Here is a 19,463-nt window from a genome sequence, read left to right as displayed (position 1 = left end):
CACACCGGTACCTGTTGTGCCGTCAACGGAAGCGATCGGGCTGGTCGAGGAAGCCCTTCACATAATGCGAGACCGCATCTTCCAATGTTGTAAAACCGCCGTTGTAGCCGGCGCCGCGCAACCGATCGACTTCACTCTGCGTGAAATACTGATAGCTGCCGCGAATCTGCTCGGGCATATCGATATAGTCGATGTTCGGCCTGGTGCCGAGTGCAGCATAGGCAGCCAGCATCAGATCCTTGAAGCTGCGTGCGGTTCCGGTGCCGACATTGAAGATGCCGCTGACATTGGGTGATGCCAGCAGCCACATCATTACGCGGACGACGTCCTCGACATAGATGAAGTCGCGGCGCTGATCGCCATCGGCAATACCTTCGCGATGCGACTTGAACAGCTGGATGCCGCGGCCGGCCTTGATGTCGTCGAAGCGCCGCGCCAGCACGCTCATCATCGAGCCCTTGTGGTACTCGTTCGGCCCGAACACGTTGAAGAACTTCAGGCCGGCCCATTGCGGCGGCATCTTTTCGCCCTTGGCGACGCGCTCGGCCACCGCGAGGTCGAACAGGTGCTTGCTCCAGCCGTAGAGATTCATCGGCCGCAGTTTCTTGAGTTCGGGAACGCTCTGCTCGTCGCGAAAGCCCTGCGCGCCGTCGCCATAGGTCGAAGCGGACGATGCATAAATCAGCGGCGTCGCATTGGCCGTGCACCAGTCCAGCAGGCGCATCGAGAGGCGGAAATTCGTCTCGATCACAAGATCACCGTCGGTCGCGGTGGTTTCCGAAATCGCGCCGAGATGAATGACCGCATCGAGCTTGCGGCCCTTCAGCCAGTCCATCAGCTCGGCTGGCGGCACCACATCCGCAAGTTGCCGCTTAGCAAGATTACGCCATTTTCCATCATGACCGAGCACATCGCAGACGGTCACGTCCGCGCGGCCGGCGTCATTCAACGCGGCCACGACATTCGATCCGATAAAACCGGCTCCCCCGGTCACAAGCAGCATGAAGTCCCCGATCTCATGATTGACCCACCTTTGCCTCAACCCTGCCCCACAGGCAACTTGGGCAACGGGATGTTCGTCGCCGCCATGGGGACATGGTTGGAAACATCCCAAATGGCTTTACCTGTCCGAATGGAGCGGGTACCGACGTGAGCCGGATATAGCCCGCGGCAGAACAGCGAAGTCCTTGAAAGAATGAACGTAAATTCCCCATACCAGGGCGTGATGGTCGATCCGGACGATACCCGGCCGATCCTGATCGTGCCCTATATGTGGATCGGTGATTTCGTCCGGGGTCATACGGTCGTCCGGGTCCTGAAAGAGCGCTGGCCGAACCGGCCGGTCGATTTGCTGGTGACCAGACTGGTCGCCCCGCTGGTCGACTACATGCCGGGCGTGCGCGCTGGCATCGTCTGGGACCTGCCGCGCAGCCAGCTCGCGCTCGCCAAGCAATGGGAACTGGCGGACACCCTCCGCGCACGGAACTATGGCACCGCGCTGGTGATGCCGCGGACCTGGAAATCGGCTCTGGCACCCGCTCTGGCGGGCATCCCGGAGCGCATCGGCTTTGTCGGCGAGGCGCGCTTCGGCCTGATCAATCAGTGGCGCTGGGGCGAAAAGAGGCTGCCGCGCATGATCGACAAGAAATGCGCACTGGCGCTGCCGGACGGCACGCCACTGCCGCCGGAATGGCCGGTACCCCAGTTCCGCGTGCCCGCCGACGAGATCGCGCGCTGGCGGCAGGCCAATGGGCTGGGAACCGGTCCGGCCGTCGCGCTCGGTCCCGGCTCGGTCGGTTCCTCCAAGCGCTGGACCTATTATGCCGAGGCGGCAAAACTGCTGGTCGAGCGCGGGCTGGACGTCTGGGTCATCGGCGGCCCTGGCGAGAAGGACCTCGCCAATGAGATCATTGCCGCCGCCGGTCCCCGCGCCCGCGACCTTACCACCAACGATCTGCGCAATGGCGTGATCGGCATGGCCGCCGCCAATGTCGCCGTGGCCAATGATTCCGGCCTGATGCATATTGCGGCCGCCGTGGGCACGCCGACCGTCGGCATTTTCGGACCGACCAGCCCGCAGCTATGGGGTCCCCTCAATCCGCTGGCGGCGACCGTGCAGACCAAGACCATTGTCCCGTGCCAACCCTGCCACAGGCCGGTCTGCACCATGAACAACCATGCCTGCATGCGGGACATCCCGGCCGACGATGTCGCCGGGATTGTTCAGAGCGTGATGGCCGAGGCATCCAACAGAAGCGCGCAGATATGACGACCACGCAAACAAAGCCCGCAGCGTTTCTCGATCGCGACGGCGTCATCAATTACGACGACGGCTATATGGGCACGGCCGATCGCATCCGCTGGATGCCGAATGCGGCCAAGGCCATTCGCCGGCTCAATGATGCCGGCTATTTCGTCTTCCTGTTTTCGAACCAGTCCGGCGTCGCACGCGGTTATTTCACCGAAGACGAACTCAATACGCTGTTTAAGTGGATGCGCTCCGAACTCGCCGCACAAGGCGCCCGCATCGATGACGTCCGCTATTGCCCGCACCATCCGGCCGGATCAGTTGCTGGCTACCTGGAAGATCATCACTGGCGCAAGCCGAGCCCGGGCATGATCCTCGACCTGATGCAGCACTGGCCTGTGCAACGCAAAGGCAGTTTTGCCATCGGCGACCGCGATTCGGATATCGAAGCGGCCAAGGCCGCGCATCTACCCGGCTTCCTGTTTGCCGGCGGTGACTTGGACGCGTTCGTTGCGGATATCCTGCAGGGTCAGAGCAGCCTGCGATAAACTTCCGCGATTCCGCGCGCTTCTGCATCGAGGCTGAATTTGTCGAGCACACGCTGGCGCGCACGTTCACCCATGGCTGCAGCGGCATCGGGATCGCGCATCAGCGGCTCCAATGCCAGCGTGAGTGCCACTGCATCGCCGGTTGGCACGAGCTTGCCGGTCACGCCTTCCTCGACCACGATCTCCGCGGCGCCCGCACGCGTTGCGACCAGCGCGGCCCCCGCCGACATCGCCTCGATCAGCGTCAGACCGAAGCCTTCATTGCGCGAAGTGAAAGCGTAGATCGTCAGGCGTCGATACCATCGCTCGACCTCCTCGATCGGCAACTCGCCGGTGATGACGATGCGCGACTGCAGACCGGCTTCGGCGATCTTCTTCTTGAGCTCATTGGCAAAGCCGATCTGGTCCGGCGTGATTGCCCCGACAATGACGGCGGTGAAATCCGGATAGCGCGGCAACAACTCGCACATCGCGTCGACAAACAGATCGGTGCCCTTCTGTGCACGCACGCGGCCGAAGCAGCCGATCGCATAACGCCCCGGTAAGTTCGCTTCCGCAAACGCCGCCGCACGATCGACGGGCGGCGCGTAGCGACCGGTATCGACGCCATGCGTCACCACGGTCGCCGATCGCTTCAGATACGACGCGGAAATGTCGCTGGTCGCGATGATGGCGTCCATCCGATTGATCAGCCAGCGCGTAATCCACGTATGATGGCGTTGTGCAGCCGACGTGAAGAGCAGTTTCAGCGGCCATCCGAGGGCCTTCAGCACAACACCTGCAATCATCTCGTTGTTACGCCGCGCGTGCCAAATCACAGGCTTGCGGCGCAGCCACAATTTCACGAGATCGCCGATATCCATGCGCGCAATGCCGGCGGGCGCGTCGGATCCAAGCCAAGCCGCGTCGAACATGTCTGCGAGTTTCGGCGCCACCATGCGATTAGTCGCCGTCACACCGGAGTAGCGCCAGTGCAGATTCGTGACGATCAGCTGCAGTTTATCGGCCGTTTTGCCCGCAATCGGCACAGGTGACTCCATTTCGCCCGATTTCCTATACGCAACATTAAGCATAGTGGCCAGTTGCCGGCCGTCGAAACCCACTCTTCATCCCGGGCGCGATAGCGTTCCCAAAACGGGAGAGTGAGTAAATCCAATGACCGTCCTTGTCACCGGCGGCGCCGGTTATATCGGAAGTCACATGGTCCATGCGCTGGTGGAAGCCGGCGAGAGCGTGGTCGTGATCGACAATTTGTCGACGGGCTTCTCAACATATCTCCCCGAGGGCGTTCCGCTGTTTATCGGCGATGTCGCTGATGAGAACCTCGTCGAGGGCGTCATTGCTGCCCATGGCATCGACGCCATCATCCATTTTGCGGGCTCTGTCGTCGTGCCGGAATCGATGCGCGACCCGCTTGCCTACTATCGCAACAATACAATGACGACACGCAACCTGCTCAGCGCGGCAGTGAAGTGCGGCGTCAAAAAATTTATCTTCTCATCTACCGCTGCCGTCTACGGCAATCCCGATTTCACGCCCGTGGCAGAAGATGCCCCCACACGACCGCTGTCGCCTTACGGATCATCGAAGCTGATGACCGAGATCATGCTGCACGACATCGCACCGGCCTATGGCATGGAGTTTGTCGCGCTGCGTTACTTCAACGTCGCCGGCGCTGATCCGCAGGGCCGCACCGGTCTGGCCACCATGGGCGCGACGCATCTGCTCAAGATCGCCGTCGAGGCCGCCACCGGCCAGCGCAGCAAGATCGACGTGTTCGGAACCGATTACCCGACGCCCGACGGAAGCTGCATCCGCGACTTCATCCATGTAAGCGACCTCGTTCAGGCCCACCGCGCCGCATTGAGCTACCTGCGCGAAGGCGGCGCATCCACGACCCTGAATTGCGGCTATGGCCGCGGCTATTCGGTGCTGGAAACCATCGAAGCCGTGCGCCGTGCATCGGGCCGAAATTTCGCGGTTCAATACGCCCCGCGCCGCGACGGCGACATCATGACCATGATCGCCGATACCACCCGAATCCGCGCGACGCTCGACTGGACGCCCCAATACGACGATCTCGAAACCATCGCCCGCCACGCGCTGGCCTGGGAAGAGAAGCTCGCCCGCGAGCGCCATGGCATTGAATTAATGGCGAAATCGGCCTGAACGATTAGACCAGCACCCACTCAGATCAACGCCGGCATTGCGTCGGCGTCTCGCCGAAACGCCGTCGAAACCGCTGATTGAAGTATGAGATCTCGTTGAAGCCACTGGCCAGCGCGATTTCACTGATCTTCAGCCGATCACCCTGTTCACTCGTCAGCAGACGCATCGCATGTTGCAGACGGCGTTCCAGAAGGCGCTCGGTGAAACTCGATCCGGTATCTTGCAGAAGATCCTGGAGATAGCGCGGCGACACATCCAGCCGGCGCGCGACCTGCCCCACCGAAAAATCCGGATCCGCGAAATGGCGATCGATCTCAGCGATGATTTCCTGCGTTCGCGACGCGCGCAGACCGCGCATCGACGCAAGTTGTGCAGCGTCGCCGCGGGCACCTAGCGCGAGTGCCGTCAGATCCAGCAATGCCGTGCTGATATGGCTGTCGAGCTCCGCATCATGCGGATCGCGCAGCAGATCGACCGAGATGTCGATGTAGCGTCGCAGATGAGCCACGGCTGCGCGCCGTTCGTCGAGCGGCTGGATCAGGAGATCGTCGACATTTCCAATGAGAGGCAAAAGGCGCTCCCTACTGACGGTCAGCGTCGTCGACGAGAAATCCGCATCCGATCGCAAATCTGCCGGACGTCCGTTCGTGCCGAGAAAAGCGCAGTCTGACGACAAGGCCGTTTCGCGCCCCACCTGATCGACGACCAGCGTCCCCTCGCCTCGATGAAACATCAAACAGAAATCATCGTCCGGCCCGCGCGAGATTGCCGTTCTGGATCGTCGGATTCGACTGAACGTGCCGCCGAACCGGGTGACCCGCACATTCGAATAATCTGCCCAGTGCACGAAAGCCGAGAATGGCTGATCTTCAGCACGTGTGATGTCCACGCAGCAGGTGAGCGCTTCCATATTTTCGCACCACAGTGCGAATTTCTGGTGATCCAGCAATTCCGGATCAAATCCATCTGAGACGAAACTGGCCTGATGCATACGTCCAACTCATTTCCGACGAATAGTGTAGCAACACAGAACAAACTCATCACGAAAAATCTCGGCAGTGCGACGTTCTGTAACCGTGGTTGTATAGTGCGCATATGTGCTGTTGCGACAACGCCACATCGACGCGAAGTTTAGTGGCAGTGCGCGAAAACTAAAATCTGCTACGCGTGTGAACAAGACCTCTCCGCCAGCCCTGTCATTGTGTACGTGGAAGCCGCGAGTCCCGGCATCATTCGCAGATGCCTTGGCCCGACGACACTTCACATGCGATCGCTGATGACAGCGATGCATCGGAAATCACTTGCCGAGAGCAAGAAACTGAGGGGCCTGATCATGAAGAGAGTATTCGCTGGCGCAGCACTGCTTATCGGTGCAGCCGTTCCTGCCATTGCGGCCGACATGCCCTATCCGATGAAGGCGCCAGTCGCGCCCGTCCAGGTGTTCTCCTGGACCGGCTTCTATGTCGGGGCCAATGCCGGTTTCGGCGGCGACAAGTTCGACTATCCATTTCAGGCTACACAGCGGCAGTTGCAGGCCGAAACTGATCCTCTGGTTGCCAGCACCGCGGGTAAATTCAGCCTAACCTCAAGCGGTTTCTTCGGCGGCGGACAGGCTGGTTACAACTATCAATACAACGGCGGCTTCGTCGTCGGCATCGAGACCGACTTCCAGTGGTCCGGTATCAAGGGCCGCTTCGAGGGTAATCAGACGCTGAACAATAACGGCGTGACCACGTCCGCGGCATTCGGCACCGGCTCCGAAGTCGAATGGTTCGGCACGATTCGCGGACGGCTCGGCTATGCATGGGACCGCGTGTTCCTGTACGGCACCGGCGGCGGCGCCTATGGCCGGGTCAACACCAACGGGAACTTTACTCTGACCGGCCCGAATGGTGTGCTCGGCCAGGTTGCGGCGGTGTCAGCCGGCCAGACACAGTGGGGCTGGACCGCCGGCGCGGGCCTCGAATACGCATTCGCCCCGCAGTGGTCGTTCAAGACCGAATATCTCTATGTGGATCTCGGCCGGAGCACGCTGTTCTCCACCGCCGTCAACGACGTCGCCAATGGTTTCTCCTCCAACTCCAGCATCGCGGTCGATACCAGGTTCCACACCATGAAAGCGGGTGTGAATTACCGGTTCTGATCGGGTTACACCCCGCCAACCGGAAGCACGGCGCGTACCCGTCGCGTGCCGTGCTTCCGAGAGATTCTGGGACCAAATCGGCCCGAATCCGGCGGCGGACGCCACCGGGCCAACGGGTTAACAAAGTCTTGGCAAGCCCGATTTTGGCTTGAAAAACCGCGATTTAACGGGCAATCAGGCGGCTGTTTCGCAAGCTGACCCTGACGCCTCGGCAAATCCCTGCCCGGCGCCGTCGCTGGACCGCGGATGGCCAAGATTACTCGCAAAGTCACTGACGATCCCTACGGCGCCTGGGCGCTGATCCGCCGTCTGGTCGCCGAACAGGCGGTCACCTATTGGCGGCGCTACCTCTTAGCCTTCCTGCTGATGGCCGTCTCCGCCGCCACCACCGCGGGCGCCGCCTACATGCTCGGCGAGGTCATCAACCAGGCCTATGTGGACAAGAGCATCGAGCGGATCGCGCTGTTCTCGGGTTTCGTGGTGGTGATCTTTCTGATCAAGGGCGCCTCGACCTACGGCCATACCGTCATTCTCTCGAAGATCTCCAACGCCATCGTCGCGAACAATCAGCGCCGGCTGTTCGCCAAGCTGATGAACGAGAGCATCGGCTTCTTCTCGGAGCGGCATTCGTCGGAATTCCTGCAGCGGCTCACCGCCGGCGCCAATTCGGTGACGCAGGTGCTCAGCCTGCTGATCAACGCCGTCGGCCGCGACCTGCTCTCGCTGATTGCGCTGGTCGGCGTGATGGTGATGCAGGATCCTTATATGGCGTTGTTCGGCTTCCTGGTGGCGCCGCCTGCGATGCTGGTGCTGCGCAAGCTGGTCCGGCGCATCAAGGGGCTCGCCCGCAACCAGTTCACCGGCACCACCGAGATTCTGGAAGTGATGCAGGAATCGCTGCAGGGCATCCGCACCGTGAAGGCGTTTACGCTCGAACAGACCATGCAGCAGCGCATGGAAGCGAGCATCACAGCCGTCGAGCAGAACGCCAACAAGATGGCGCGCGTCTCCAGCCGCTCCAGCCCGCTGATGGAAACCCTCGGCGGTTTCGCCATCGCGGCGTCGCTGATGTATGGCGGCTATCGCGTGGTGGCGATGGGCGCGACACCCGGCCAGTTCTTCTCATTTGTCACCGCGTTCCTGCTGGCCTATGAGCCTGCAAAGCGCTTGGCGCGGCTGAATATCGATCTCAACAGTCAGATCATCGGCGCGCATACGCTCTTGGAGATCGTCGACAGCCCGGCTTCCGAACCCAACGACGATCACAAACCGGCGCTGAAGCTGACCGATGCGCGCGTCGAATTGCATGACGTGACGTTCCGCTATCGCCCCACCGAGGTCGTCCTGAATCGCATGAGCTTCATCGCCGAGCCCGGCAAGGTGACCGCACTGGTCGGCCCGTCAGGGGGCGGTAAGTCCACCGTGCTCGCGCTGCTGCTGCGACTCTACGAAGTCAGCGAAGGCGATATCACCATCGACGGCCAGTCGATCGGCCAGGTGTCACGGCGCTCGCTGCGCGGCCAGACCGCCTATGTCGGCCAGGATGTCTATCTGTTCCGCGGCACGATCCGCGAAAACATTGCCTTCGGCAAACCGGGCGCGACGGAAGACGAGATCGTGGCGGCAGCCAAGGCCGCCTGCGCCCATGATTTCATCATGGGCTTCCCGCTCGGATACGAGACGCCGGTCGGCGAGCATGGCGCACAACTCTCCGGCGGCCAGCGCCAACGCATCGCCATTGCGCGCGCGCTGGTGAAGAACGCACCGGTCATCCTGCTGGACGAAGCTACCGCAGCGCTGGATTCCGAATCCGAAAAATCGGTGCAGGAAGCCATCGAGCATCTCTGCCAGAATCGCACCACGATCGTCATTGCGCACCGCCTGCACACCATCATGCACGCCGACGCCATTCTTGTGGTCGAGGGCGGCGAGATCGTCGAGCGCGGCCGCCACGACGACCTGCTGCGCCGTGGCGGACGCTACGCGTCGTTCTTCCGCTTGCAACATCGTGATGCTTCGCCGCTGGCACCGCTTCATGCGTCGGCGTAAGACTTGCCTCTGTTTTCTGCCGCGCAAGCGCGGCATCCGTTTTGATCCCAGCCTTCACAACCAGCCCGAGAGCCGTCCATGACCGCATCGTTCGTTATCGCTCCTCCACCGCAGGCCGCCATCGCCGTTCAGGGCGAGACTTCGAAATTCCCGGTGCGCCGTGTCTGGTGCGTGGGCCGCAACTATCTCGAGCACATCCGCGAACTCGGCAATGACGAGCGCAACCCTCCCTTCTTCTTCGCCAAGCACGCCGACATGATCGTGCCGGATGGCAGCGAGATCCCCTACCCGACCCTGACCAAGGACATGCAGCACGAGGTCGAACTCGTTGTCGCGCTGAAGAGCAGCGGCCTCAACATCTCGCCGGAAAAGGCACTCGATCACGTCTGGGGCTATGGCGTCAGCGTCGATCTCACCCGCCGCGACCTCCAGACCATCTCGCGCAAGAAAGAGCAGCCCTGGGAAATCGGAAAGTCGTTCGACATGTCGGCGCCCACCGGCGCGCTGGTGCCCGCTTCGAAGGTCGGCCATCCCTCCAAGGGTAAGATCTGGCTCTCGGTGAACGGTACCGAACGCCAGAAGGGCGACCTATCCGAGATGATCTGGAACATCGCCGAGATCATTTCCAAGCTCTCGCTGCAGGTCGAACTCGGCGCCGGCGACGTCATCCTGACCGGCACCCCTGCCGGCGTGGCGGCGCTTCAGCCGGGCGACAAGGTCGAATGCGGCGTCGACGGCATCGGCACCTTGAAGTTCGAAATCACCAAACCCAAGTAAGTCACGCACGCCTTTACTGCGAAAGGCCGCGCGTCACGCGCGGCCTTTTTCGTTTCAGCGCTCGTCAGGGAAACGGCTCATGCCTCTCGAACTCGGTCTCGATACATTTGGCGATGTCACACGCGGTGCGGACGGCGAGATGCTGTCGCACGCACAGGTGATCCGTAACGTCATCGATGAAGCGGCGCTGGCCGACCAGCTTGGTGTCGATTTCTTCGGTGTCGGCGAGCATCACCGCGCCGACTTCGCGGTGTCGGCACCGGAAGTCGTGCTGGCGGCGATCGCCACGCGCACGAAACGCATCCGCCTCGGATCCGCCGTAACCGTGTTGAGCTCTGACGATCCGATCCGCGTCTTCCAGCGCTTCGCCACGGTGGATGCCGCATCGAACGGACGCGCCGAGGTCATTCTCGGCCGCGGATCGTTCACCGAATCTTTTCCGCTGTTCGGCTTCAAGCTCGATCAGTACGAAACGCTGTTCGAAGACAAACTCGACCTGTTCGCTTTGCTGGCATCGGAGCCGGAAGTGACATGGAGCGGCGCCACGCGCCCTCCTCTGACCAACCAGCGGGTCTATCCGCCCGTCGAGACCGGCAATCTGACAACATGGATCGGCGTCGGCGGCAGCCCTGAGTCGGTCGTCCGCGCCGTGCGCTACGACCTGCCCTTGTTGCTGGCGATCATCGGCGGTGAGCCCGAGCGGTTCAAACCCTATGTCGATCTCTATCACCGCGCCTATGGCGAGATTCAGCGACCGGTGAAGCCGATCGGCGTGCATTCGCCGGGCTATGTCGCCGCCAGCGACGAGCAGGCGCGTGAGGAACTGTGGCCCGACTACAAGCAGATGCGCGACCGCATCGGCAAGGAACGTGGCTGGCCACCGATGCAGCGCCGCGAATTCGATCAGGAAGCCGAACACGGCTCGCTCTATGTGGGATCGCCAGAGACCGTGGCGAAGAAGATCGCGAAAACCGCGAAGGCGCTCGGCATTTCGCGCTTCGATCTGAAATACAGCGCGGGGCCATTGCCGCATGAGAAGCTGATGACGAGTATCGAGCTATACGGAACAAAGGTCATTCCGATGGTGCGGGAGATGTTGGGCTGAGGTAAAACGGCGTCTTCTCAGCCGTCTTTGCGAGGAGCCCTTGCGACGATGCAATCCAGTCTTCTTTCGTTTGTGGAAAGGAAGAACCGGAATGCCGCGGCGCAATGACGGTTGATGGGTCTGCGCTAATAGCGAGCTTGTAGTTGGATCAGCGAAGCGACATCCGGGGGTCGGCGTTTCGGCGATCTCGACAACCCCGCATATCGTTTGACTCATGCTGGTTACAACTCAGGCGGGCTACGGCTGTCGTGTTGCCAAAACGAATAACGTGTATTACAATTATATTCAACCTTAGGTTTTTAGGCATTGTGTGGTCAAGGAGGCGCCCGATGGGCTCCAAGTTGAAATGTGCCTTGTGCTGTGCAGTACTGATGGTGATCGGCGGCAATGCTTCCGCCGCCGATATACTGGTCAAGACCCCTCTGTATGCCAGCGCGTGGATCAATCCGATCCTGATCGCCAATACACAGGTCGGCTTGGGAATCGTGGGACATCGCGTTGACTACTACGAGACCACGCCGACAATTCCGCGATTTAGCAGTGAACGTGGCTGGCTACCCGGTCTTCAACTTGGGCTATCTGCCATGGGGCCAATGGGCGATGTGACAAACATCTACGTCATGGGCGCGTTTACATGGATCCAAGGACGGACCGAGTACGGGGCATCGGGCGGCCCCGTGACTGCGGATCGCAGCGGCGCCGATATCAGGACTTTGGATATTCGGCTCGGAAAGGGATTCGACGTCGCAGCCAATTGGATGATCACCCCCTATCTCGGAGTAGGCTATCGCAGCTGGAACCGCGACCTTAGCAACAGATCTGGACCATTCGGATATAGCGAACTTTACGAGCACGGCTATGTCGGCGGAGGCTTGCTGGTTCAGTGGGCTGCGACCGATCGGATAGTTCTGTCTGCCTCCGGTTTGGTCGGGACGACACTCGCCCCAAAAATGGCGACGTCGTTCAACGGTGGCGCGCCGATCGATCCGTTGACCTATGACCTCGGCAGTTCGGCCGTCTACATGGCTGGACTCTCGGCGGACTACGCAATCACGCGAGAATGGCATGCCAACGCCGGCGTTGACTTTCTGAGCTTTCGATATGGCGCGTCGGCCGTGGCACTCGACGGCTCGCTGGAACCAGATAGCCGGACGTCCAACTGGACCCTGAAGGCCGGCTTTGGCTACAGCTTCTATAAATCACCAGCGATCGCAGCGAACAACTGACTGTCGGAACCTCAAACGAAAGAAGTGCGTAGCCGGATGAGCGCAGCGACATCCGGTGCAAGATAACTCCGTCCTCATTGTGAGGAGCGCGCTCTTAGCGCGCGTCTGTAATGCGTTTGTCTCCATCCTTCGAGACGCGGTCCAAGACGACCGCTCCTCAGGATGAGAGCCCAAGCTTGTACCGAACATCAACAAAAAGCCCCGGATCGCTCCGGGGCTTTTCTTATTCAGTTCGTCACGCCGAACTCAGTAGCGGTAGTGATCCGATTTGAACGGGCCTTCCTGCTTCACGCCGATATAGTCGGCCTGATCCTTGCGCAGCTTGGTCAGGTTCACGCCGATCTTGGCGAGATGCAGCATCGCCACCTTCTCGTCGAGCGACTTCGGCAGCACATAGACTTCCTTCTTGTACTTGCCATCCTTGTTATTGGCGTAGAGTTCGATCTGCGCCAGCGTCTGGTTGGTGAAGGATGCCGACATGACGAAGGACGGGTGACCCATGGCATTGCCGAGGTTCACGAGGCGGCCTTCCGACAGCATGATGATGCGGTGACCGTCAGGGAACGTGATCTCGTCGACCTGCGGCTTGATGTTGTCCCACTTCAGGTTCTTCAACGACGCGATCTGGATCTCGTTGTCGAAGTGACCAATGTTACAAACAATCGCACGATCCTTCATCGCGCGCATGTGCTCGATGGTGATGATGTCCTTGTTGCCGGTGGCAGTGACGAAGATGTCGGCGCGCGGTGCCGCGTCTTCCATGGTGACGACTTCATAGCCTTCCATCGCCGCCTGCAGCGCGCAGATCGGATCAATTTCGGACACCAGCACGCGGCAGCCAGCCTGGCGCAGCGAAGCCGCCGAGCCCTTGCCGACATCGCCGAAGCCGGCGACCATGGCAACCTTGCCCGACATCATCACGTCGGTGCCGCGGCGGATGCCGTCGACCAGCGATTCACGGCAGCCATAGAGGTTGTCGAACTTCGACTTGGTGACCGAGTCATTGACGTTGATCGCGGGCCACAACAGCGTGCCGGCCTTCTGCATGTCGTACAGGCGATGCACGCCCGTGGTGGTTTCTTCCGACACGCCCTTGATGCTCTCGGCGATCGCCTTGAAGTAGCCCTTCGGCTTTTCCTTGAGCTGCTTCTTGAGCAGCGCGAAGAAAACTTCCTCTTCTTCCGAAGCGGGCTTGTCCAGGAACGCCGTGTCGCCGTTCTCTGCCTTGAGGCCGAGATGGACATACATGGTGGCGTCGCCGCCGTCATCGAGGATCATGTTGGGGTGACCACCGCCGTGCCAGTCGAACAGTTTTGCGGTGTAGTCCCAGTATTCGGTCAGAGTTTCACCCTTGATGGCGAACACCGGAATGCCGGCAGCGGCGATCGCGGCCGCGGCGTGATCCTGGGTCGAATAGATGTTGCACGAGACCCAGCGGATGTCGGCGCCGAGTGCCTTCAGCGTCTCGATCAGTACGCCGGTCTGAATGGTCATGTGCAGCGAGCCGGCGATGCGGGCGCCCTTCAGCACCTGCTTCGGGCCATATTCCTCGCGGGTCGCCATCAGGCCTGGCATCTCGGTCTCGGCGATCGAGAGCTCCTTGCGGCCGAAGGCGGCGAGGTTGATGTCTTTGACGATGTAGTCGGTGAAACCGTTGGGGGCGGTCATATTTGAATCCTTGTTCCTATAGTGCGAGAGGTTCTCGCGGACGCTCATAATTGCGCCCTCTCCCCTCGCGGGAGAGGGCTGCACAGACGGTCACGACATTCGGTTCGGAGAGGGGGCTGGTCGTAGTCCCTCTCCCGCTTTCGCTTCGCGAAGGCACTCTCTCCCGCTGCGCAAAGCTTCGCCGGGGGAGAGGGAAAGTAAGATCAGACGTTGCGCTTCAGCGCATCGACGAGATCGGTCTTCTCCCAGGAGAAGCCGCCGTCGGCATCCGGCGTGCGACCGAAATGACCGTAGGCCGACGTACGGGCGTAGATCGGCTTGTTGAGGTCGAGATGCTTGCGGATGCCGCGCGGCGTCAGGTCCATCGCGGCAGCAACGGCCTTCTCGATGGCATCGTCAGCGACCTTGCCGGTACCGTGGGTGTCGACATAGATCGACAGCGGGCGCGCCACGCCGATGGCGTAAGCGAGCTGCAACGTCGCCTTGTCGGCGAGGCCTGCGGCAACGATGTTCTTGGCGACGTAACGCGCAGCGTAAGCGGCCGAACGGTCCACCTTGGTGGAGTCCTTGCCCGAGAATGCACCGCCACCATGCGGAGCTGCGCCGCCGTAGGTGTCGACGATGATCTTGCGGCCGGTCAGGCCTGCGTCGCCATCGGGACCGCCGATGAAGAACTTGCCGGTCGGATTGATGTGCCAGATCGTCTTGTCGCTGATCCAGCCATCCGGCAGCGCCTTGCGGACGTAGGGCTCGACGCGTTCGCGCACCTGGTTCGAGGTCATGTCCTCAACGAGATGCTGGTGCGAGACGACGATTTCGCGCACCCCAACGGGCTTGCCGTTTTCGTACTGCACGGTGACCTGGCTCTTGGAGTCCGGACCGAGCACCTTTTCGGTACCGGCATGACGGGCTTCCGAGATCAGGCGCAGAATCTTGTGCGCGTAGAAGATCGGTGCCGGCATCAGCTCAGGCGTTTCGTTGGTAGCGTAACCGAACATGATGCCTTGGTCGCCAGCGCCTTCTTCGGCATTGGTCGGCTGCTTGGCATCGACGCCCTGTGCGATATCGGCCGACTGCGGATGCAGCAGAATCTCGACGTCGGCGGTCTTCCAGTGGAAACCGTCCTGCTCGTAGCCGATGTCCTTGATGGCGGCGCGAACGACGGCTTCGATGTGGTCGTTGGTGACGGTGGATGGACCGCGGGTCTCGCCGGCGATCACAACCTTGTTGGTGGTGGCGAGGGTTTCGCAGGCAGCGCGAATATCCCAAGGATCAATGCCCGCCTTCGGGCCTTCGCGGAAGAACAGATCGACGATCTCGTCGGAGATACGGTCGCAGACCTTGTCGGGATGGCCTTCGGAAACCGATTCACTGGTGAAGAGATAAGACGCGCGCATCAACTGGTCCTCTAGGTTGCGCCGGAGCCCGGCAGCCTTTGTCACATTGTTCCAGAAATGTCAGTCGCGACGCCGCGAGATGACGTAGGATTCGTCGTAGAACCAGAGACCGTTGTGCTTGCGCAAAACTTCTCGGGTGGCATCCAGGTAACGGCCGCTCTCCGTCACTTCCGTCAAACGGTCATCCTCGATTTGAGCCACGTAAACCGCCGCGTTCCACGCTGCAAAAGCCGTCGAAGTTCCGATCGATCCGGTCACCTCGTTCGGCAGCGCCTCCATGGCGTAGCGAAAGATCGACCGCTGGTCGGAATAGGCATTGAAGTTCAGATCGCGGCCGGCTGAGCCCAGCTCGTATTTCACTGCGCGCAATAGCTCATGACGGCTCACGGCGAAAGGGTTTTCTTTGGGCCAGACGGCTTGGACGATCTCCATACCGGGGTCCTGCCCATGCGAGTGGATACCGATCAGTCGCCCACCTGCCCGCAGAGCCCGGGCCAGCGGCGCCATGATCCGTTTGGCCCGAAATTGTACCGAAGACTTCGCCCGATAGGGCTGGGAGGCGATAATCAGGTCAAAATTGGCCTCCGTGCGCCCTGCGCGGGGGATAATAGAATCCAGCAGGAACCGGTGATCCTCGCGATAAACCACCAGCGCCACGGGCCGTTCATAGGTCGGCATGCCTGATCGGGGGTTGATGCTGGCCCGCCAGTTGTCCTCAAGAAAAGCTCCAAGTCCGGCGATCTGGTCGGCGAATTCGCCGGACGAAGCCCCCCGCAGCGGAACTTCGTGCCAGATCATGGCGGCCGCGGCGGCCGGCGATGCCGGGGTCAGTGTGGGCGCCTCGGCATAATGCATGTTGGTCAGCACGAAGACCGTGGCCGGATGTTCGAACAACCGATCCGGCACCTTGTCCAGCGTCAGCCGGACGTCCTCGAGGCTGAGCTCCTTGCCGGCGATATAGAACGGCATATGCGGAAAACGGCCGTGCATCGAGCGCATCACCCGCGCCAGCACCGTGCCGTCACCGACGCCCGCATCGAACACCCGCAGCGCCGGCGGGCGCGGATGGATGCTTGCCAATTCGAGGCCGACGCGATCGGCAATGACCCGCTTTTCCGAGCAGGTATGGACAAACAGCAGGTATTTCTGCCGGTTCTCGAAGAAGCGGAAATTGCTGCGCGGATCGCGACGTTCGATTGGCGGCTCCAGCCCGCGTGGCGGCGGCACGCCCTCCGGCATCGACTGGGCGATGAAGGCCTGAATCCGCTCCAGCGTGTCGATGGTGATGCGTTTTCCCTCACGCAGGCGATTCACCAGCTTGCCGTCGTTGACGGCCCGGCGACCGAAGGTCGATTCCGCCATCTCCGCCTGTCGGCAGAAATCCGAGATGATTCCGAGGATCTGATCGTTCTTCATGTGCGGGGATGTGACCGGAAGTGGGCAGAATTATGCTTGGCCCACTCTTTATCACAGTCTGCCCACAGATGAAATGCCCCCTTCGATCGGCCTGCCGTCGTGTGAAAGTCGCGCGCTTCTGCTAGGATGTGCCAAGTTCAAATTCTCGCCTCTCGATCACTCAAAACGGGCTTTCTCCATGCGCATTGCGATGATCGGCACCGGTTACGTCGGCCTTGTGTCCGGCGCCTGCTTCGCCGATTTCGGCCATAACGTGATCTGCGTGGACAAGGACAGCAGCAAGATCGACGCCCTGCTCCGTGGCGAGATCCCGATCTTCGAGCCCGGCCTGGACGCGCTGGTGGCCAGCAATGTGAAAAGCGGCCGGCTCGGCTTCAGTCTCGACCTCAGTGAAGCCGTGAAGACGGCGGATGCCGTGTTCATCGCGGTCGGAACCCCGTCCCGCCGCGGCGATGGCCACGCCGATCTCAGCTACGTCCACGCTGCCGCACGCGAGATCGCCGCCAACCTGCGCGATTTTACCGTGGTGATCACCAAGTCGACCGTGCCGGTCGGCACCGGCGACGATGTGGAACGTATTATCAGGGAAACCAATCCCGACGCCGACGTCGCCGTGGCGTCAAACCCGGAATTCCTGCGCGAGGGCGCCGCGATCCGCGACTTCAAGCATCCCGACCGCATCGTTGTCGGGACCGACGACGAGCGCGCGCGCACGGTGATCTCGGAGATCTATCGCCCGCTTTATCTCAATCAGGCGCCCATCATGTATACGGGTCGGCGCACGGCCGAGCTGATCAAATACGCCGCCAACGCGTTCCTCGCGACCAAGATCACCTTCATCAATGAAATCGCTGATCTGGCGGAGCGGACCGGCGCGGATGTCCAGGACGTCGCGCGTGGCATCGGTCTCGATAACCGCATTGGCGCGAAGTTCCTGCATGCAGGTCCCGGCTTCGGTGGCTCGTGTTTTCCGAAGGATACCCGCGCACTGGTGAAGACCGGTCAGGACTACGACGCGCCGTTGCGGATCGTCGAGGCCGTCCTCACCGTCAACGATAACCGCAAGCGCGCCATGGCCCGGAAGGTGTCTGCCGCGCTTGGCGGCAATCTGCGCGGCAAGACCGTCGGCGTGCTCGGACTGACATTCAAGCCCAATACCGACGACATGCGCGAGGCGCCGTCGATCCCCTTGATCACCGCGCTTCAGGATCTCGGCGCGACCGTGCAGGCCTACGATCCCGTCGGCATGGAACAGGCCAGGCACGAACTGCCGGATATCACCTATTGCGACGATGCCTATGCATGCGCGACTGGCGCCGACGCGCTGGTGATTGTGACCGAATGGGAACAGTTCCGCGCACTCGACCTCGCGCAAGTGAAGCAGAAGATGAAGCAGCCGGTCATCGTGGATCTGCGCAACATCTACCGTCCCGAGGAGATGGAGAAGGCCGGGTTCACCTATGAAAGCGTGGGCCGCGGCAAGTCCTGAGAGCTCATCGTCAGGAGACTAAATGCAAATGCCCGGCAAAAGCCGGGCATTTTTGTTGGCGAGCTGCCGGTCAGGCGACAACGGGCTTACTTGCCCCAAAGCTCGTTCGCGACATCGACCGCGAGCTTGAGCTTGGCCCACTGCTCTTCTTCGCTGAGGATGTTGCCTTCCTCGGTGGAGGCGAAGCCACATTGCGGCGACACGGCCAACTGCTCGAGCGGCGCGAACTTCGAAGCCTCTTGCAAGCGCGCCTTGATGTCTTCCTTCTTCTCGAGCTCACCGAACTTCGAGGTGATGACACCGACCACGACAACCTTGTTGCCCTTCGGCAGGAAGCGCAGCGGTTCGAAGCCACCAGCACGATCCGAATCGTATTCGAGGAAGTAGCCGTCGTAATTGGTACCAGCGAGCAGCGTTTCAGCCACTGGCTCGTAGCCGCCCGACGAAATCCAGGTGGAGCGGAAGTTGCCGCGGCAGACATGCGTTGTGATCACCATATCGGCAGGACGCTCGGCGATCGCGTAATTGATGATGCGCGAATAGATCTGCTGCAGGTTGTCGGCATCCTCGCCGCGCGCACGGACCTTGTTCAGCTCATCTTCCGAGCAGAGATAGGCCCAGACCGTATCGTCGAACTGCAGATAGCGGCAACCGGCGTCGTAGAACGCCTTCACGGCCTTGCGATAGGTCTTGGCGAGATCCTCGAAGAACACTTCGATATCCGGATAGACGTCCTTCGAGATCGCCTTGCGACCGCCGCGGAAATGCAGAACAGCCGGCGACGGAATGGTCATTTTCGCGGTGACGCCCGCCGTGTCGCAATGCTTCTTCAGGAACTTGAAGTGCGCCAGCATCGGATGATCGTCGGGGAAATCCACCTTGCCGATCACGCGCACCGAGTCATGACGGGTCTCGACGCCGGTGAACTGGATGCCGGTGTCGGGATGATAGAGTTCGCAGCCGGTCAGCTTGGCGAGGAAGTCGAAGTGCCACCACGACCGACGGAACTCGCCGTCGGTGGCGAGCTTGAGGCCGGTCGAGGCCTGACGATGCACGACCTTCTCGATTTCGATGTCTTCGACCTTGCGCAGGTCGTCGGCCGAAATTTCGCCCTTCTCCAGCCTGGCGCGCGCTTCCTTGATCGATGCGGGCCGCAACAGGCTGCCGACTTCGTCGGCACGGAACGGGGCTTTGGTTCTCTGCATAGTCGTTACTCCAGAATGCTCGG

The 19,463-nt window shown here is 61.1% G+C and carries 16 protein-coding genes; 9 read left to right on the top strand and 7 right to left on the bottom strand.

What is annotated here, in order from left to right; translation table 11 throughout:
• Positions 1-22: 22 nt before the first annotated feature.
• Complete coding sequence (gene rfaD, locus AB8A50_RS01735; protein ID WP_439076549.1) at positions 23-1,003, bottom strand: ADP-glyceromanno-heptose 6-epimerase; 981 nt, start codon at positions 1,001-1,003, stop codon at positions 23-25.
• Positions 1,004-1,195: 192 nt separating this feature from the next.
• Between rfaD and waaF the strand changes: the two genes are divergently transcribed.
• On the top strand, positions 1,196-2,269 hold the full coding sequence (gene waaF / locus AB8A50_RS01730) for a lipopolysaccharide heptosyltransferase II (protein WP_439076548.1): 1,074 nt from the start codon (positions 1,196-1,198) through the stop codon (positions 2,267-2,269).
• Complete coding sequence (locus AB8A50_RS01725; protein ID WP_089268222.1) at positions 2,266-2,796, top strand: D-glycero-alpha-D-manno-heptose-1,7-bisphosphate 7-phosphatase; 531 nt, start codon at positions 2,266-2,268, stop codon at positions 2,794-2,796. The genes waaF and AB8A50_RS01725 overlap by 4 nt, the downstream gene beginning before the upstream one ends.
• Here AB8A50_RS01725 and AB8A50_RS01720 read toward each other — a convergent pair.
• Positions 2,778-3,836, bottom strand: coding sequence for a glycosyltransferase family 4 protein (locus AB8A50_RS01720; RefSeq protein WP_439076547.1), 1,059 nt, complete (start codon positions 3,834-3,836; stop codon positions 2,778-2,780). The two genes, AB8A50_RS01725 and AB8A50_RS01720, sit on opposite strands and share 19 nt — an antisense overlap.
• Before the next feature lie 115 nt (positions 3,837-3,951).
• Here AB8A50_RS01720 and galE point away from each other — a divergent pair, with 115 nt between their 5' ends.
• Complete coding sequence (galE, locus tag AB8A50_RS01715) at positions 3,952-4,965, top strand: UDP-glucose 4-epimerase GalE (RefSeq protein ID WP_175366707.1); 1,014 nt, start codon at positions 3,952-3,954, stop codon at positions 4,963-4,965.
• A 25-nt stretch (positions 4,966-4,990) separates the two neighbouring features.
• On the opposite strand, the gene AB8A50_RS01710 is transcribed toward galE, so the two are convergent.
• Positions 4,991-5,875, bottom strand: a complete 885-nt coding sequence (locus tag AB8A50_RS01710) for an AraC family transcriptional regulator (protein WP_439079901.1) — start codon at positions 5,873-5,875, stop codon at positions 4,991-4,993.
• Positions 5,876-6,298: 423 nt separating this feature from the next.
• Here AB8A50_RS01710 and AB8A50_RS01705 point away from each other — a divergent pair, with 423 nt between their 5' ends.
• The 5 genes from AB8A50_RS01705 (at position 6,299) to AB8A50_RS01685 (ending at position 12,265) form a co-directional block, all read left to right on the top strand.
• On the top strand, positions 6,299-7,108 hold the full coding sequence (locus AB8A50_RS01705; protein ID WP_439076546.1) for an outer membrane protein: 810 nt from the start codon (positions 6,299-6,301) through the stop codon (positions 7,106-7,108).
• Positions 7,109-7,354: 246 nt separating this feature from the next.
• On the top strand, positions 7,355-9,157 hold the full coding sequence (locus AB8A50_RS01700; RefSeq protein ID WP_439076545.1) for an ABC transporter ATP-binding protein: 1,803 nt from the start codon (positions 7,355-7,357) through the stop codon (positions 9,155-9,157).
• Between the two features lie 78 nt (positions 9,158-9,235).
• Positions 9,236-9,934: a fumarylacetoacetate hydrolase family protein gene (locus AB8A50_RS01695; protein ID WP_439076544.1), complete on the top strand. Its 699-nt coding sequence runs from the start codon at positions 9,236-9,238 to the stop codon at positions 9,932-9,934.
• A gap of 79 nt (positions 9,935-10,013) precedes the next feature.
• Complete coding sequence (locus AB8A50_RS01690) at positions 10,014-11,039, top strand: LLM class flavin-dependent oxidoreductase (RefSeq protein WP_439076543.1); 1,026 nt, start codon at positions 10,014-10,016, stop codon at positions 11,037-11,039.
• Between the two features lie 329 nt (positions 11,040-11,368).
• Complete coding sequence (locus tag AB8A50_RS01685; RefSeq protein WP_439076542.1) at positions 11,369-12,265, top strand: hypothetical protein; 897 nt, start codon at positions 11,369-11,371, stop codon at positions 12,263-12,265.
• A gap of 246 nt (positions 12,266-12,511) precedes the next feature.
• Here AB8A50_RS01685 and ahcY read toward each other — a convergent pair whose 3' ends face one another.
• The 3 genes from ahcY to AB8A50_RS01670 all read right to left on the bottom strand — a co-directional run bounded on the left by ahcY (position 12,512) and on the right by AB8A50_RS01670 (position 16,746).
• A complete protein-coding gene (gene ahcY / locus AB8A50_RS01680; RefSeq protein WP_439076541.1) occupies positions 12,512-13,933 on the bottom strand; it encodes an adenosylhomocysteinase in 1,422 nt (473 codons plus the stop codon).
• Positions 13,934-14,136: 203 nt separating this feature from the next.
• A complete protein-coding gene (gene metK / locus AB8A50_RS01675) occupies positions 14,137-15,330 on the bottom strand; it encodes a methionine adenosyltransferase (protein ID WP_089268239.1) in 1,194 nt (397 codons plus the stop codon).
• A gap of 60 nt (positions 15,331-15,390) precedes the next feature.
• Positions 15,391-16,746: a hypothetical protein gene (locus AB8A50_RS01670; protein WP_089268228.1), complete on the bottom strand. Its 1,356-nt coding sequence runs from the start codon at positions 16,744-16,746 to the stop codon at positions 15,391-15,393.
• Positions 16,747-16,924: 178 nt separating this feature from the next.
• Here AB8A50_RS01670 and AB8A50_RS01665 point away from each other — a divergent pair, with 178 nt between their 5' ends.
• On the top strand, positions 16,925-18,235 hold the full coding sequence (locus AB8A50_RS01665; RefSeq protein ID WP_439076540.1) for a UDP-glucose dehydrogenase family protein: 1,311 nt from the start codon (positions 16,925-16,927) through the stop codon (positions 18,233-18,235).
• Between the two features lie 86 nt (positions 18,236-18,321).
• Here the strand turns inward: AB8A50_RS01665 and AB8A50_RS01660 are convergent, their stop codons facing one another.
• On the bottom strand, positions 18,322-19,440 hold the full coding sequence (locus tag AB8A50_RS01660) for a cobalamin-independent methionine synthase II family protein (protein ID WP_439076539.1): 1,119 nt from the start codon (positions 19,438-19,440) through the stop codon (positions 18,322-18,324).
• Positions 19,441-19,463 lie beyond the last annotated feature (23 nt).

The sequence above is a fragment of the Tardiphaga sp. 841_E9_N1_2 genome (assembly GCF_051811065.1).
In the GTDB taxonomy this organism is placed as follows: domain Bacteria; phylum Pseudomonadota; class Alphaproteobacteria; order Rhizobiales; family Xanthobacteraceae; genus Tardiphaga; species Tardiphaga robiniae.
This window is presented reverse-complemented; position numbering and strand designations above follow the sequence as displayed.

Bases quoted from the DNA above. Each gene is read 5' to 3' on its own strand.
- AB8A50_RS01725 (WP_089268222.1), top strand. From the start codon at position 2,266: ATGACGACCACGCAAACAAAGCCCGCAGCGTTTCTCGATCGCGACGGC.
- AB8A50_RS01685 (WP_439076542.1), top strand. From the start codon at position 11,369: ATGGGCTCCAAGTTGAAATGTGCCTTGTGCTGTGCAGTACTGATGGTG.
- AB8A50_RS01670 (WP_089268228.1), bottom strand. From the start codon at position 16,746: ATGAAGAACGATCAGATCCTCGGAATCATCTCGGATTTCTGCCGACAG.
- metK (WP_089268239.1), bottom strand. From the start codon at position 15,330: ATGCGCGCGTCTTATCTCTTCACCAGTGAATCGGTTTCCGAAGGCCAT.
- AB8A50_RS01705 (WP_439076546.1), top strand. From the start codon at position 6,299: ATGAAGAGAGTATTCGCTGGCGCAGCACTGCTTATCGGTGCAGCCGTT.
- AB8A50_RS01660 (WP_439076539.1), bottom strand. From the start codon at position 19,440: ATGCAGAGAACCAAAGCCCCGTTCCGTGCCGACGAAGTCGGCAGCCTG.
- AB8A50_RS01710 (WP_439079901.1), bottom strand. From the start codon at position 5,875: ATGGAAGCGCTCACCTGCTGCGTGGACATCACACGTGCTGAAGATCAG.
- waaF (WP_439076548.1), top strand. From the start codon at position 1,196: ATGAACGTAAATTCCCCATACCAGGGCGTGATGGTCGATCCGGACGAT.
- galE (WP_175366707.1), top strand. From the start codon at position 3,952: ATGACCGTCCTTGTCACCGGCGGCGCCGGTTATATCGGAAGTCACATG.
- AB8A50_RS01695 (WP_439076544.1), top strand. From the start codon at position 9,236: ATGACCGCATCGTTCGTTATCGCTCCTCCACCGCAGGCCGCCATCGCC.
- AB8A50_RS01665 (WP_439076540.1), top strand. From the start codon at position 16,925: ATGCGCATTGCGATGATCGGCACCGGTTACGTCGGCCTTGTGTCCGGC.
- AB8A50_RS01700 (WP_439076545.1), top strand. From the start codon at position 7,355: ATGGCCAAGATTACTCGCAAAGTCACTGACGATCCCTACGGCGCCTGG.
- rfaD (WP_439076549.1), bottom strand. From the start codon at position 1,003: ATGCTGCTTGTGACCGGGGGAGCCGGTTTTATCGGATCGAATGTCGTG.
- ahcY (WP_439076541.1), bottom strand. From the start codon at position 13,933: ATGACCGCCCCCAACGGTTTCACCGACTACATCGTCAAAGACATCAAC.
- AB8A50_RS01690 (WP_439076543.1), top strand. From the start codon at position 10,014: ATGCCTCTCGAACTCGGTCTCGATACATTTGGCGATGTCACACGCGGT.
- AB8A50_RS01720 (WP_439076547.1), bottom strand. From the start codon at position 3,836: ATGGAGTCACCTGTGCCGATTGCGGGCAAAACGGCCGATAAACTGCAG.